This window comes from Streptomyces sp. NRRL WC-3626 (assembly GCF_000718785.1).
Taxonomy (GTDB): domain Bacteria; phylum Actinomycetota; class Actinomycetes; order Streptomycetales; family Streptomycetaceae; genus Streptomyces; species Streptomyces edwardsiae.
Genome location: NZ_JOCA01000010.1, coordinates 1 through 14,279 on the forward strand (window position 1 = coordinate 1; position 14,279 = coordinate 14,279).

Below are 14,279 nucleotides of genomic sequence, written 5' to 3' on the forward strand. Positions count from 1 at the left end.
CGTCGACAGATCGTTGCCGAAGGACGCGGTCTCCGAGGTGAAACGGTCACCGGTGAGCTGCATACCGTCACCCGAGTCCCCCGCGAACCTGATGATCACTCGGTCGAGCCGGCGGACGTCCTTCGCGCCCGCCGTCGTGCGCTGCTCTCCTACGACTGCTTCGTCGGCCTGCTCCGTTGCGCTGCTGACCTGGCTGGTCACTGAACTGGACCTCCTCGAGGCGGCTGTCCGGGACGGCCTTCCCGCAGGCCTTCCCCGCATAAACCCTACGTCCGTAAGGGTCGCCTTCCTCGGGTCATTCGCATGTTGGACGACTCCGCGGCGGGCGCGTTCAGGATTTGAGGTACGTCAGCACGGCCAGCACCCGGCGGTGGTCGCCGTCGCTCGGGGACAGCCCCAGCTTCAGGAAGATGTTGCTGACGTGCTTCTCCACGGCACCGTCGCTGACCACCAGCTGCCTGGCGATCGCCGAGTTCGTCCTGCCCTCCGCCATCAGCCCCAGGACCTCGCGCTCACGCGGGGTGAGCCCCGCGAGCACATCCTGCTTGCGGCTGCGCCCCAGCAGCTGCGCGACCACCTCGGGGTCCAGGGCCGTACCGCCCCGCGCCACCCGCACCACCGCGTCCACGAACTCACGGACCTCGGCCACCCGGTCCTTGAGCAGATAGCCGACCCCACGGCTGGAACCGGCGAGCAGCTCCGTGGCGTACCGCTCCTCCACGTACTGCGACAGCACCAGCACCCCGACACCCGGATGCGACTTGCGCAGCTGCACCGCGGCCCGCACACCCTCGTCCGTGTGCGTCGGCGGCATCCGTACGTCGGCGACCACGACGTCGGGGAGCAGGTTCTCCCCGTCCAGCTCGGTGATGGTCTTGATCAGCGCGTCCCCGTCACCGACACCGGCCACGACCTCGTGCCCCCGGTCGGTCAGCAGCCGGGTCAGGCCCTCCCGCAGCAGCACCGAATCCTCGGCGATGACCACCCGCACCCTGTCCTCCACGTCTTCGTCCCCCACAACCCCACGACCCGGCCCACCCCCGTGGCGAACCGGTCATCGGGCCCAGCATCCCAGCTTCCGCCGGGGGACGCGGCGGGACAACACGGATCAGGAGGCTCACACCCCCGAGCCCCCCGCCGCCGGGGCGGCAATCCCACCCCTCCGCTCTCCGCGGGCAGTCGTGCCGCAGGGCGGCACGGGTGGGCGCGACGGCGCCCCGCAGGCGCCGGGCTGCGCGAACGCCCCCCGCCCCACACCCGCGCCGGGCCGCCCCGCCCACCCCACCGACCCTCAGCGCCCCCGCTCCGCCCGCCACGGCAGCTCCGCGGTCACCCGCGTCGGCCCGCCGGCCGGCGAGTCCACCACCAGGATCCCGTCCACCGCGTCCAGCCGCTCCGCCAGCCCCGAAAGCCCGGACCCGTCGGAGACATCCGCCCCGCCCACCCCGTTGTCCACAACCTGCAGCATCAGCCGGTGCTCCGTCCGCCACACCTCCACGGCCGCCCACGTGGCCCGCGCATGCTTGCTCACGTTCTGCAGCAGTTCCGAGACCGTGAAGTACGCGATCCCCTCGATCGCCGGCGCCGGCCGCTCCCCCAGATCCACCTCCACCTGCACCGGAACCGTGCACCGGGAGGCGACCGACGACAGCGCCGCATCCAGCCCCCGATCCGTCAGCACCGCCGGATGAATCCCCCGCGCCAGATCCCGCAACTCCTGCAGCGCCGTCTTCACCTCGCCGTGCGCCTCGTCCACCATCTGCGCCGCGACCTGCGGATCCTCCCGCAGCTTCTCCTTCGCCAGCCCCAGATCCATCGCCAGCGCCACCAGCCGGGCCTGCGCCCCGTCGTGCAGATCCCGCTCGATGCGCCGCAGGTCCGCCGCCGCCGTGTCCACCACGACCCCCCGGTCCGACTCCAGCTCCCCACGGCGTGGCCAGCGTGAACAGCAGACCCACGCCCGCCGTGACCGTGATCTCGAACGGGTTGTCCAGATAGATCTGGTGCCGCTCGTCGCCGTACAGCTGTATGCCGTCCTGCCCGGTGTACATCGGGAACACCCAGAACCACAGCGGATACGTCAGCAGCGACCAGCCCACCGACCAGACGGTCACGCTGACCACGAAGGACAGCACCGCCCACGGGAACTGGAGCACCGCGTACAGCAGTGCCCGCCAGGAGGCACCGCTCTTCAGTACGGCGCCCATCCACGCCGTGAACCCCTGCCGCTTCATCCGCAGCGGCTCCGGCTCGCCCACCTCCAGGCCCAGCAGCCCGCGCGCCCGCGCCCGCTCCACCGCCCCGAACCCGCGGCAGCCTGCGAGCCCCGCCGCCAGCACCGGGACCCCGAGGAACGTCACCAGCAGGCCTGCCCCCAGCGACACCATGGTGATCGCGTAGGTGAACAGCAGAATGCTGATCGGCAGGCTCAGCAGCACGAATCCCAGCTCGCGCCAGGTGCGTCCCTCGACCGGCGCCCGCAGCGCGGCCGGCAGCCGGTGCCGCCGTTCCCCGGCGTGCCCGGGAAGTCCGGGGTCCGTGCGGAACCCGTAGCCCTGTCCGTACTCCGTGGCCATCGGCGTCGTCCTTCTCCTCGTCCGGCGGCTGTGCTGTCGTACCTCCAGACTGCTCCGTCGCAGGTCGCCGGACCATGGAGTCCGTCGCAGTCTTCGGCGGGGGGTTTTCCCTACCTCCGGCCGCGCACGGACGCCTTCCCGGCCCCGCGCGCGTCCTCGGCCAGGGCACCGGAACGGTCCCGCCACGGCAGTTCCGCCGTCACCGTCGTCGGACCGCCCTCGGGCGACTCCACGACGAACAGCCCGTCCACCGCGCCCAGCCGGTCGGCCAGGCCCCGCATACCCGTCCCGCCGTCCAGGCTCGCGCCGCCGCGCCCGTCGTCCCACACCTGCATCAGCAGCCGGCCCTCCGACCGCCACACGTCGACCGCGGCGGACCGGGCCCGGCTGTGCTTGCTGACGTTCTGCAGCAGCTCCGAGACGGTGAAGTAGGCGATTCCCTCGATCGCGGCGGCCGGCCGCTCGTCCAGGTCGACGGTCACCTTCACCGGCACCGTGCAGCGCGAGGCGACCGAGGACAGGGCGGCGTCCAGACCCCGGTCGGTCAGCACCGCCGGGTGGATGCCGCGCGCCAGATCACGCAGCTCCTGCAGCGCCAGCTTCACCTCGCCGTGCGCCTCCGCGACCATCGTCGCCGCCGCGTCGGGATCCTCCAGCAGCTTCTCCTTGGCCAGCCCGAGACCCATCGCCAGATTGACCAGCCGGGCCTGCGCCCCGTCGTGCAGATCCCGCTCGATGCGCCGCAGGTCCGCCGCCGCCGTGTCCACCACGACCCCCCGGTCCGACTCCAGCTCCAACGGCAGCACCGGCCACAGCACGAACAGGCCGGTCAGCGTCACGACGAACGTGGCGATGCCCCACGGCAGCCGTATCAGCTCGTACAGGACCGTGCGCCAGCCCACCGGGTCCCTGACCGCCATCCACAGATGCGGCCAGAACCCCTCACGGCTCCGCAGCGGCAGCCTGCTCGGCTCGTCCACCCGCACCCCGAGCAGCTTCCTGGCCCGCGCCCGTTCCAGCCTGCCCAGCAGCCGGGAACCCATGAGTCCGAGCGCGAGCAGCGGGAACCCGATCACCGTGACGGTCAGTCCGGCGCCGGTGAACAGCATCGTCACCGTGTAGACGAAGCCGACCAGCGACACCGGCAGGTTCGCCAGGAGATGGGCGATCTCCTTCCAGGTGTGCGCGTCGTAGGCGAAACGGGCCGGCGGCGGCCGGTCGCCGCGCTCGGCCGGTGCCGCGGCCGCGGTGACGGGCGTGCCCGGAGTCGGGAAAGGTTCGGTCATGGGGCTTAGCGTGCCGAAAGCCGGGGGATCGCGCCATGAGGCGGACCGCCAGGACGCACGGGGGAAATCCCCACCCCCGCGTGCCGAGCCGTGACGGGCTGCTTACCGTGCCTTTAACAGGGCCTAGACTCCCGTGCGTACAGATCGTCGGACCGTGGCGGTCACCGGTACGGATCAACGGCACGGCACGTCACGGGTGAGGGCCAGGGCGCCGATCAAGGGAGTGAGGGGCGGACGTGCGGGAACCGACCGTCGTCACCGTCGTCGCGGCGGACTACTTCCAGTCCTACTCGGTCGTCGGACTGCTCGCCGTCGTCGGCGTGCTGTTCGTCGCCGTCGCCTTCGGGGCGGGACGCCTGCTGCGGCCCGTCGTCCCGACGCCGGAGAAACTGCTGACGTACGAGTGCGGAGTCGACCCCGTCGGCGAGGGCTGGGCGCACACCCAGGTCCGCTACTACGTCTACGCCTTCCTCTACGTGATCTTCGCCGTCGACTCGATCTTCCTCTTCCCCTGGGCGACCGTCTTCGCCGCCGACGGCTACGGCGCCACCACCCTCGTGGAGATGTTCATCTTCCTCGGCTTCCTCGCCGTGGGACTGCTGTACGCATACAAGAAGGGCGTCCTGACATGGACGTGAACCCCGCCGCCGCCTCCGAGCCGGTCCTGCTTCCCGAGCCGAAGCGGCTCGGCGCGCTCGCCCGGCTGGCCCCCGAGCCGATGAAAGTGGTCCTCAACTGGGGCCGCCGCTACTCGCTGTGGGTGTTCAACTTCGGCCTCGCCTGCTGCGCGATCGAGTTCATCGCCGCGTCGATGGCCCGCCACGACTTCATCCGTCTCGGCGTCATCCCCTTCGCGCCGGGGCCGCGCCAGGCCGACCTGATGGTCGTCTCCGGCACGGTCACCGACAAGATGGCGCCCGCGGTGAAGCGGCTGTACGAGCAGATGCCCGAGCCGAAGTACGTCATCTCCTTCGGCGCGTGCAGCAACTGCGGCGGGCCGTACTGGGACTCCTACTCCGTCACCAAGGGCGTGGACCAGATCATCCCGGTCGACGTCTACGTCCCCGGCTGCCCGCCCCGGCCCGAGGCGCTGCTCCAGGGAATCCTGAAACTCCAGGAGAAGATCGCGCGGGAGTCGCTGGGGGAGCGGTACGGATCCGCGTCCGGCGGGCGGCCGTCCGCGGCGGCGCTGCAGAGCGGGCTGGTGCGGCCGCCCTCGGGTGAGGGGGAGGGCCGATGACCGCGGCTGGCTGGCTCCCCGCCGGCGCCGGCGAACTCTTCGGTACGGAGGCCACGGCCGAGGAGTCGTACGGCGTCCTGACCGTCGACGTACCGCCCGCTTCCTGGATCACCGCCCTGGAGACCGCGCGCGACCGTCTCGGCTGCACCTTCTTCGACTGGCTGAGCGCGGTCGACGAACCCGGCACGGGCTTCCGCGTCACGGTGCACGTCGCGGCCCTGTCCCCGGTACGGCGTCTGCTGCTGCGCACCACGGTGCCGCACGAGGCTCCGGTGCTGCCCTCCGCCGTCGACGTCTACGCGGGCGCCGCGTGGCACGAACGCGAGACACACGAGATGTTCGGCGTCGACTTCACCGGCCACCCCGGCCTCGACCACCTCCTCCTCCCCGACAGCTTCGAGGGCCACCCCCTGCGCAAGGACTTCGTCCTCGCCGCCCGGGTCGCCAAGGCCTGGCCCGGCGCGAAGGAACCCGGCGAGTCCGAACACGGCGCCCCCAAACGCCGCCAGATGCTCCCGCCTGGCGTCCCCGACCCCAACGAATGGGGCCCCCAGAAGGGCCAACTCCCCCCGGCCCCGACCCGCCCGACCCGAGCGACGGCGGGCGCCGCACCAGACCGCCCCCGCCGCACCCGCACGACGGGCGAGGGCTCGGCGAGCCAGTCGGCGACTCCGGAAACCCCGGCCCGTCCGCGCCGTACCCGCACGGCGGCGGAGGGTTCGGCGAGCCAGTCGGCGACTCCGGAGTCTCCGGCCGGTCCGCGGCGTGCGCGTACGGCGGGCGAGGGGTCGGCGAGCCAGTCGGCGACTCCGGAGTCCCCGGCCGGTCCGCGCCGTACGCGCACGGCGGCGGAGGGTTCGGCGAGTCAGGCGGCGGAGGTGCGGCCCGAAGCTCCGGGCTCCGCGAGCGAGGTGGCGGGCACGCGTCCCGAGTCGCCGGACTCGGCCGGCCGGCCGGGGGGAACGGCCCCCGAGCCCCCGGACTCCGCGAGCCGACCGGCGGAGGCACCCCCCGAGCGCCGTGCGCGCGGTGCGAGCGACGGGTCGTCGTCACAGCGCCCCGGTGCTCCCACGTCCGGCGGCCCCCGCCGGGCCCGTTCCGCGTCCGAGGGGTCCGCGAGCCGGCGCGCCGCGCCGGAGCCGTCGGCTGAACCGGCGGCGACAGCCGACGAGTCCGCGCCTGCCGAGGACCGCCGGAACGAGAAGCCGCCCGCCGCTCCCCGCAGCCCGGACGCCCCCTGGCATCACGACCGCCCGGCCTTCGGCCGACCCGACCCGAAGGACGAGTCGCAGCCCGAAGCCGACCCGGCCCGCGAGCCGGAAGGGGGCACGGCCACGGACTCCGACCCGGACCCGGAAACCGGGGCCGAGGCGGGCCCCGGCGCAGCGCCTGGGACCGGCACGAGCCCCGAGCCCCGGACGAGCCCCGAGCCCGGCGCGGAGAGCGAGTCCGGTGACCCCGACAACCCCACCCCCGACGACCCCACAGGAGGCCCGCGGTGAACGACGTGCTCGACGTCGCTCTGCGGCTCCTGGTCGTGTTCGTCGTCTTCCTCACCTTCCCCCTGATCGTGGGTCAGACCGAGCACAAGGTGATGGCCCACATGCAGGGCCGCCTCGGCCCGATGTACGCCGGCGGCTTCCACGGCTGGGCCCAGCTCATCGCCGACGGCGTGAAGTTCGCGCAGAAGGAGGACGTGGTCCCGGCCGGCGCGGACCGCCGTATCTTCCAGCTCGCCCCCGCCGTCGCCCTCCTGCCGTACCTCCTCGTCCTGCTCGCCATCCCGATCGGCCCGGGCGAGGGCGCGGTCGGCCAGGTGCTGGACGCGGGCGTGTTCTTCGTCCTCGCCGTGATGGGCGTCGGAGTGCTCGGCTCGCTCATGGCCGGGTGGGCCTCCGCCAACAAGTTCTCCCTCCTCGGCGGCCTGCGCACCGCCGCCCAGCTCCTCTCCTACGAACTTCCGATGCTGCTCACCGCCGCCTCGGTGGCGATGGCGGCCGGCACCGTCTCCCTCGTCGGCATCCTCGACGCGTTCGAGTGGTGGTGGCTGCCCTGGCAGATCACCGGCGCGCTCGTCTTCTTCATCGCCGGCCTCGCCGAACTCCAGCGCCCGCCCTTCGACATGCCCGTCGCCGACTCGGAGATCATCTTCGGCGCGTACACCGAGTACACCGGCCTGCGCTTCGCGCTCTTCCTCCTCGCCGAGTACGCCGGGATCGTCGTCCTGTGCGGCCTGACCACCGTCCTCTTCCTGGGCGGCTGGCACGGCCCCTGGGGCGCCGACGGGCTCGGCTGGGTCTGGACCCTGCTGAAGACCGCCGTCCTCGCCTTCGTCGTCATCTGGCTGCGCGTCACCTACCCCCGGATGCGCGAGGACCAGCTGCAGAAGTTCTCCTGGACCCTTCTCGTCCCCCTCTCCCTCGCCCAGATCGCCCTCACCGGCGTCGTCAAGGTGGTGTTCCTCTGATGGCCCCCATCCCCGGCTCCGGCCTGGCCAAGGGCCTGGCCGTCACCCTGCGGACGATGACGAAGAAGTCCGTCACCGCCCCCTACCCGGACACCCAGCCCGACCTCCCGCCCCGCACCCGCGGAGTGATCGGCCTGTTCGAGGAGAACTGCACGGTCTGCATGCTGTGCGCCCGCGAGTGCCCCGACTGGTGCATCTACATCGACTCCCACAAGGAGACGGTGCCGGCGGCGACCCCCGGCGGCCGCGACCGCAGCCGCAACGTCCTCGACCGGTTCGCCATCGACTTCTCCCTCTGCATGTACTGCGGTATCTGCATCGAGGTGTGTCCCTTCGACGCCCTGTTCTGGTCCCCGGAGTTCGAGTACGCCGAGACCGACATCCGCGACCTCACCCACGAACGCGACAAGCTCCGCGAGTGGATGTGGACCGTCCCGGCCCCGCCCGCCCTCGACCCCGGCGCCGAGGAGCCCAAGGAACTCGCCGCCGCCCGCAAGACCGCCGACAAGCTCGCCGCCGCCCAGGCCGAACCGCAGGAAGGGGAGTCGTGACCCTCGCCGCAGCCGCGGGAACGGCCGCGCACGCCACGACCACCACCGCCGCCGCCGGGACGCACGGCTTCCTCTCCCCGACCGGCGTGGAGATCGCCTTCCTCCTCGTCGGCCTGGTCACCTTCGGGGCCGCCGTCATCACCGTCACCACCCGGCAGCTGGTGCACGCCGCTCTGTGGCTGGTGGTCGCCCTCGGCGGCCTCGCCGTCGAATACCTCCTGCTCACCGCCGAGTTCATCGCCTGGGTGCAGGTCCTCATCTACGTCGGTTCCGTCGTCGTCCTCCTCCTGTTCGGGCTGATGCTCACCAGGGCGCCCATCGGCCGTTCCCCGGACGCCGACTCCGGCAACCGGCCGGTCGCCCTCGCCGTGGCCCTCGCCGCCGCCGGCACCCTCGTCTGGGTCGTCACCGACGCCTTCCGCACCACCTGGATCGACCTGGACGGCGCCCCCGCCGGCTCCACGGACGTCACCGGCGCGAGCCTCTTCCAGCACTGGGTCCTCCCCTTCGAGGCCCTCTCCGTCCTCCTCCTCGCCGCCCTCGTCGGCGCGATCGTCCTGTCCCGCAAGGCGAAGGCCGACGCCGCCTCCGACGCGGCGGACACCCGGCGCGACACGGAAGGGACCCGCTGATGCACCTCGCCTATCCCGCGGTCCTGTCCGCCCTCCTCTTCTGCACCGGCCTGTACGGCGTCCTCGCCCGCCGCAACGCGATCCTCGTCCTGATGTCGGTCGAGCTGATGCTCAACGCCGTCAATCTGAACCTGGTCGCCTTCGACGTCTGGCTCAGCCGGACCGCCGAGGACACCCTGCACTCCGGCCAGGCCCTCGCCCTGTTCACCATCGCCATCGCCGCCGCCGAGATCGGCATCGGCCTGGCGATCGTCCTCGCCGTGTACCGCAACCGCGGCACCTCGGACATCGACAAGCTCCGCGACACCGCCGAGGGTCACGAGCCCGACGGCCCCGACAGTGACACCACCGGCCGTGCAGTCCCCGGGTCTCGGACGGCCGGCGAGAAGGCTGAGGCCACCGCGTGACCACGACCACCCTCGCCGTCCTCGTCCCCCTCCTCCCCTTCCTCGGCGCGATCGCCGGCCTGCTCCTCGGCCGCACCGCCCCCGGCTTCGTCCGCCCGCTCGCCGTCCTGCCGACCCTCGCCTCCCTGGCACTGGCCGCGACGGTCGCCTGGCGCCAGGGCGGGCACCAGGCCGTCGACGCCGTCACCGAGCTCACACCCACCGGCTCGGTCCCGGTCGAACTCGCCCTGCACATCGACGGCTTCGCCGCCCTGACCGCCGTCGTCGTCACCGTCGTCGCCGGCTGCGTGCAGATCTACTCGACGGGCTACCTGCGCGACGACCCGCGCTACCCCTCCTACGCCGCCCTCGTCTCGCTTTTCACCTCCGCGATGCTCCTGGTCGTCTACTCCGGCGACCTGATGGTCCTGCTGGTCGGCTGGGAGGTCATGGGCATCTGCTCCTACTTCCTCGTCGGCCACTACTGGGAGACCCCAGAGGCCCGCGCCGCCTCCCTCAAGGCCTTCCTGGTCACCAAACTCGGCGACGTCCCCTTCCTCATCGGCCTGTTCGCCCTCGCCACCGAAGCCGGGTCCTTCCGCATCACCCGCATCCTCGGCGCCGTCGCCGACGGCGGCATCGAACACCCCACCCTGATCGCCCTGCTGCTCCTGGCGGGCGTGGCAGGCAAGTCGGCGCAGTTCCCCCTGCACACCTGGCTCCCCGACGCGATGGCGGGCCCGACCCCCGTCTCCGCGCTGATCCACGCCGCGACCATGGTCGCCGCCGGCGTCTACTTCATCGCCCGTCTCCTTCCGCTCTTCGAGGCCTCGCAGGCAGCCATGGTCGTCCTCGCCGTCATGGCCGCCGTGACCATGGCCGGCTCGGCGCTCGCCGCCCTCGCCCAGGACGACATCAAACGCGTCCTCGCCTACTCGACGATCGGCCAGCTCGGCTACATGACCGGCGCCCTCGCCGTCGCCGACCGCGGCGCCGCCGTCTTCCACCTCCTGTCCCACGGCGCCTTCAAGGCGCTGCTGTTCCTCGCCGCCGGCGTGATCATCCACGCCGCCGGCACCAACTCGCTGGCCGCCATGTCCCGCATGGGCCACCTGCGCGACCGCGTCCCCGACGCCTACTGGACGATGACCGTGGCGCTCCTCGCGCTCGCCGCGATCCCGCCCTTCAGCGGCTTCTTCTCCAAGGAGGCCGTCCTCGGCGTCGCCGAACACGTCGTCACCGGCCACACCGGACACGCCCCCGCGGCGGCGGGCTGGATCGTCCTCCTCGCCGGCCTCGTCACCGCCCTGCTCACCGCGGCGTACGCGACACGGCTGTGGCTGCTGGCCTTCCGCGGACACGGCCCCGAGGCACCCGACCACGGCAGGCAGCCGCTGACGATGACCACGGTGCTGTGGGTGCTCGCCGTACCGTCCCTCGCGCTCGGCGGATTCGCCTTCCGCGTCCTGCCCGACTGGTTCGACGGCCACGACCTCACCCCGACCCTCACCACCTCCGTGCTCGGCACGGGCGTGGCCCTGGTCGGCGGCATCGTCACCTACGCCGCCTGGCGGCACACCACCGCACACGCCGCCCGCGTGCCCCTCGGCGCCGTCGCCGCCCACCCCGAGGGCGACGCCGGACTCGTCGAGGCGGAGGCCATCGCCAGCCACGAACCGGCCTACGGCGACATCGCCTACGCATCCGACCCGTCCGACCCCGGCCGGCTGCTGCTCGGCCCGCTGCACCGGCACGCGGCCGCCGGCTTCCACCTGGACGCCCTGTACACGGCCCTCTTCGTCCGCCCGGTGCGGGCCGGCGCGAGCCTCGTCCGGTTCCTCGACCGTGAGGTCGTCGAAACCTACGTACGCGGCGCGGGCGCGCTGCCCCGCTGGCTCGGCGTCGCCGTACGACGGGCCCAGACCGGCAATCTGCAGACCTATGTGAGCGCGCTGCTCGCCGGCACCGTCGTCCTCGCGGTCGCCGCCGTCCTCGTCGCCACGGGAGCGTGAGCAGGCGTGATCGATATCAACGAGTCCGTGATGCAGGTCCTTCTGGCGTTGATCGTCGTCGGACCGCTCCTCGGCGCCGTCGCCGCTCTCCTGCCGGCCCCGCCCGGACTGAAGGGGAAATCACCCGACCAGGCAGTGCTCCGCCACGGGGTCACCGTCACCGGCGCCGTCCTCATCGCGGCGATCGTCCTCGCGCTCGGCTTCGACCACGACCAGCCGTCGAGGATGCAGGCCACCACCGACATCAGCTGGATCCCCGCACTAGACGTGCGGATCCACCTCGGAACCGACGGCATTTCCCTCCCCCTTCTGGTCCTGACCGCGCTGCTGACCTTCCTCTGCGCGCTCCACTCCTACTTCAAGCCGCCCACGGGCCCGTCCCCGAAGGCGTTCGTCGCCCTGCTGCTGGTCCTCGAGTCCGGCACCCTGGCGACCTTCGCCGTCCTCGACCTGATCCTGTTCTTCCTCGCCTTCGAGACCGTTCTCATCCCCATGTACTTCCTCATCGCCCGCTGGGGCGGCGAGGGCCGGGCCGAGGCCGCCTGGAAGTTCATCCTCTACACGCTGCTCGGCTCCGTCGTCATGCTGCTCGGCCTGCTCCTGATCGGAATCGAGGCGGGCACATTCGACATGGTGGCACTCGCCACTGACAACGGCCGGTCGCTGACCACATCCGTGCAGGTCATCGCCGTATTGGCGATCGGGATCGGGCTCGCGGTCAAGACCCCGATGTGGCCGCTGCACAGCTGGCTGCCCGACGCCCACACCGCCGCCCCGACCGTCGGCTCGGTCCTGCTGGCCGGAGTCCTGCTGAAGATGGGCACGTACGGCTTCGTACGCATCCTGCTGCCCGCCGCGCCGGACGGCTTCCGCACCTTCGCGCCGTACCTCGCCGCGTTCGCCGTCGTCGGCATCATCTACGGATCCCTCGCCTGCCTGGCCCTCACCAGGCGCGGCGCGAACGGCGACCTCAAGCGCCTCATCGCCTACTCCTCCGTCGGCCACATGGGCTTCGTCCTCCTCGGCATCGCGACGATGACCCCGACCGGCGTCAACGGCGCCCTGTTCGCCAACATCGCCCACGGCCTCATCACCGGACTGCTGTTCTTCCTGGTAGGCGGCCTCAAGGACCGCACCGGCAGCACCGACCTCGACACCCTCGCGAAGGAGACCGGCGCCGCCCTCTACGGCAGGGCGCCGCGCCTCGGCGGTCTGCTCGCCTTCGCCGCCGTCGCCTCCCTCGGCCTGCCCGGCCTCGCCGGATTCTGGGGCGAGATGCTTGCCCTGTTCGGCGCCTTCGACCCCGCCGAAGGCCTCAGCCGCCCCGCCTTCCTCACCTTCATGGCGATCGGCGCGTTCGGCACCCTGCTGACCGCCGCCTACCTGCTGATCGTGGTCCGCAGGGTCTGCATGGGCGCCTCGCCCCAGGACTCCCCGAAGTTCGCGGACGTGCGCTCCTACGAGTTCGCGGCCTGGACCCCGCTCGTCGTCCTCACCGTCGTCGCCGGCCTGTGGCCCAGGGCCCTCCTCGGGCTGACCGACCCGGCCGTGCAGCAGCTCCTCGCAGGAGGCAACCGATGAGCTCCCTCGTCCAGTCCGTCGACTGGCTGGCCATCGCGCCGCCCACCATCACGGCGGTCGTCGGACTCGTCGTCCTCGTCGCCGACCTGTTCGTGAGCGAGACCAGGAAGCCGCTCCTCGGATGGCTCTCGGTGGCCGGACTCGCCGCCGCCACGCTGATGCTGCTGCCCCTCCTCGACGCCGACCGCAGCACCTTCTGCCTGGTCGGCGACGAAGGAGTGTGCAGCTACACCGCGGACCGCTTCACCCTCGTCATCCAGTTCCTGGTCCTCGGCGGCGCCCTCCTGGCCGCCCTGCTGTCCGTCACCGCCCTCAAGGACGACTCCAAACGGCTCCCCGAGGGCGAGTACTGGTTCCTCTTCCTCTCCTCCGCCGCCGGCGCCGCCCTCCTGCCCGCCTCACGCGACCTCGCGACCCTCGTCGTCGCCCTGGAGGTCGCCTCCCTGCCCGCCTTCGCCCTCGTCGGCCTCAGACACGGCGACCGCAAGTCCTCCGAAGCGGCCCTGAAGTTCTTCCTGTCCTCCGTCACCGCCACCGCCGTCAGCCTGCTCGGCATCAGCTTCGTCTACGCCGCCACCGGCACCCTCCACCTCACCCTGGTCGCCGAACGCGTCCAGAACGTCGACGGACAGCTCCACACCCTCACCCAGACCGGCGTCGTCCTCACCCTCGTCGGCTTCGCCTTCAAGACCGCAGCCGTCCCCTTCCACTTCTGGGTCCCCGACACCTACGTGGGCGCCCCCCTGCCGATCGCCGCCTACCTGTCCGTCATCGGCAAGGCGGTCGGCTTCTCCGGGCTCATCCTCGTCACCGTCGTCGCCCTCCCGTCGTACGCCCACGTGTGGGGACCCGCCCTCGCCGTGCTGGCCGCCCTCACCATGACCGTCGGCAACGTGGGCGCCCTCGCACAACAGGCCACCCGCGCGTACAGCGCCGTACGCCTTCTCGCCTGGTCGTCCGTCGGCCAGGCCGGCTACCTCCTGGTACCGATCGCCGCCGCCGCGTACTCCGGCGACGCCGAGAAGTCGATCGGCTCCACCGTCGCCTACGCCCTCATGTACGGCGCCGTGAACCTGGGCGCCTTCGCGGTGGCCGCCCTCGTCGGCCGCGCGCACCGCCTCAACCGGGTCGCCGACTACCGCGGCCTCTACGCCGCCAGCCCCCTCACCGCGCTCCTCCTGGGCTTCTTCCTGCTCTGCCTCGCCGGACTCCCGCCGGGCATCATCGGCCTCTTCGCCAAGGTCACCGTGTTCTCCGCCGCGGTCGACGCCGGACTCGGCTGGCTCGCCGTCGTCATGGCCGTCAACGTCGTCATCGCGCTGGTCTACTACCTGCGGTGGACGGCCCTGCTGTTCCGCGCCCCCGAGGGCGAACCCGTGAAGCACCGGCTCCCCGCGCCCCTCACCGCCGCCCTCGCCCTCACCGGCGTCCTCGGCGTCGCCCTGTCCGGCGCACCCCAGCTGGTCCTGCGCTTCACCGGCACCGGGCTCTTCTGAGGAAGCCCCCTCCACCCGGGCACACGCGCGTGCCGTCACCCGGACGGTTGAC

12 protein-coding genes and 2 pseudogenes are annotated in these 14,279 nt (G+C 72.1%); 10 read left to right on the forward strand and 4 right to left on the reverse strand.

Going from position 1 to position 14,279, the window contains the following annotated elements:
* The 4 genes and pseudogenes from IF28_RS36410 to IF28_RS0117515 all read right to left on the reverse strand — a co-directional run.
* Positions 1–201: pseudogene (locus IF28_RS36410) on the reverse strand (2-oxoglutarate ferredoxin oxidoreductase subunit alpha); the annotation flags it as partial.
* Between the two features lie 130 nt (positions 202–331).
* On the reverse strand, positions 332–1,003 hold the full coding sequence (locus IF28_RS0117505) for a response regulator transcription factor (RefSeq protein WP_030220815.1): 672 nt from the start codon (positions 1,001–1,003) through the stop codon (positions 332–334).
* Between the two features lie 288 nt (positions 1,004–1,291).
* Positions 1,292–2,576, reverse strand: a pseudogene (locus tag IF28_RS36415) (sensor histidine kinase).
* 110 nt (positions 2,577–2,686) lie between these two features.
* Positions 2,687–3,862 (reverse strand): sensor histidine kinase, encoded by a 1,176-nt coding sequence (locus tag IF28_RS0117515; RefSeq protein WP_030220818.1) that lies wholly within the window; start codon positions 3,860–3,862, stop codon positions 2,687–2,689.
* Between the two features lie 236 nt (positions 3,863–4,098).
* Here IF28_RS0117515 and IF28_RS0117520 point away from each other — a divergent pair, with 236 nt between their 5' ends.
* Genes IF28_RS0117520 through IF28_RS0117565 form a run of 10 tightly spaced genes read left to right on the forward strand, consistent with a single transcriptional unit; the run spans position 4,099 to position 14,227 of the window.
* A complete protein-coding gene (locus IF28_RS0117520; protein WP_030220821.1) occupies positions 4,099–4,500 on the forward strand; it encodes an NADH-quinone oxidoreductase subunit A in 402 nt (133 codons plus the stop codon).
* Positions 4,491–5,102: an NADH-quinone oxidoreductase subunit B gene (locus tag IF28_RS0117525; protein WP_030220822.1), complete on the forward strand. Its 612-nt coding sequence runs from the start codon at positions 4,491–4,493 to the stop codon at positions 5,100–5,102. Before IF28_RS0117520 ends, IF28_RS0117525 begins: the two co-directional genes overlap by 10 nt.
* On the forward strand, positions 5,099–6,604 hold the full coding sequence (locus tag IF28_RS0117530; RefSeq protein ID WP_030220825.1) for an NADH-quinone oxidoreductase subunit C: 1,506 nt from the start codon (positions 5,099–5,101) through the stop codon (positions 6,602–6,604). The genes IF28_RS0117525 and IF28_RS0117530 overlap by 4 nt, the downstream gene beginning before the upstream one ends.
* Entirely contained in the window at positions 6,601–7,569 is a 969-nt protein-coding gene (locus tag IF28_RS0117535; RefSeq protein ID WP_030220828.1) for a complex I subunit 1/NuoH family protein, read from the forward strand. The genes IF28_RS0117530 and IF28_RS0117535 overlap by 4 nt, the downstream gene beginning before the upstream one ends.
* The gene (locus IF28_RS0117540; protein WP_030220831.1) at positions 7,569–8,120 is read left to right on the forward strand and encodes a NuoI/complex I 23 kDa subunit family protein; all 552 of its coding nucleotides are present in this window, start codon (positions 7,569–7,571) and stop codon (positions 8,118–8,120) included. Before IF28_RS0117535 ends, IF28_RS0117540 begins: the two co-directional genes overlap by 1 nt.
* Positions 8,117–8,752: an NADH-quinone oxidoreductase subunit J gene (locus IF28_RS0117545; protein ID WP_030220833.1), complete on the forward strand. Its 636-nt coding sequence runs from the start codon at positions 8,117–8,119 to the stop codon at positions 8,750–8,752. Before IF28_RS0117540 ends, IF28_RS0117545 begins: the two co-directional genes overlap by 4 nt.
* Positions 8,752–9,159 (forward strand): NADH-quinone oxidoreductase subunit NuoK, encoded by a 408-nt coding sequence (nuoK, locus tag IF28_RS0117550; RefSeq protein ID WP_030220835.1) that lies wholly within the window; start codon positions 8,752–8,754, stop codon positions 9,157–9,159. The genes IF28_RS0117545 and nuoK overlap by 1 nt, the downstream gene beginning before the upstream one ends.
* The gene (locus tag IF28_RS0117555) at positions 9,156–11,150 is read left to right on the forward strand and encodes an NADH-quinone oxidoreductase subunit L (protein ID WP_030220836.1); all 1,995 of its coding nucleotides are present in this window, start codon (positions 9,156–9,158) and stop codon (positions 11,148–11,150) included. Before nuoK ends, IF28_RS0117555 begins: the two co-directional genes overlap by 4 nt.
* Before the next feature lie 6 nt (positions 11,151–11,156).
* Positions 11,157–12,731 carry a complex I subunit 4 family protein gene (locus tag IF28_RS0117560; RefSeq protein WP_030220840.1) on the forward strand — a complete coding sequence of 525 codons (1,575 nt, stop codon included), beginning with the start codon at positions 11,157–11,159 and terminating at the stop codon, positions 12,729–12,731.
* The gene (locus tag IF28_RS0117565; RefSeq protein ID WP_030220843.1) at positions 12,728–14,227 is read left to right on the forward strand and encodes an NADH-quinone oxidoreductase subunit N; all 1,500 of its coding nucleotides are present in this window, start codon (positions 12,728–12,730) and stop codon (positions 14,225–14,227) included. Before IF28_RS0117560 ends, IF28_RS0117565 begins: the two co-directional genes overlap by 4 nt.
* Positions 14,228–14,279 lie beyond the last annotated feature (52 nt).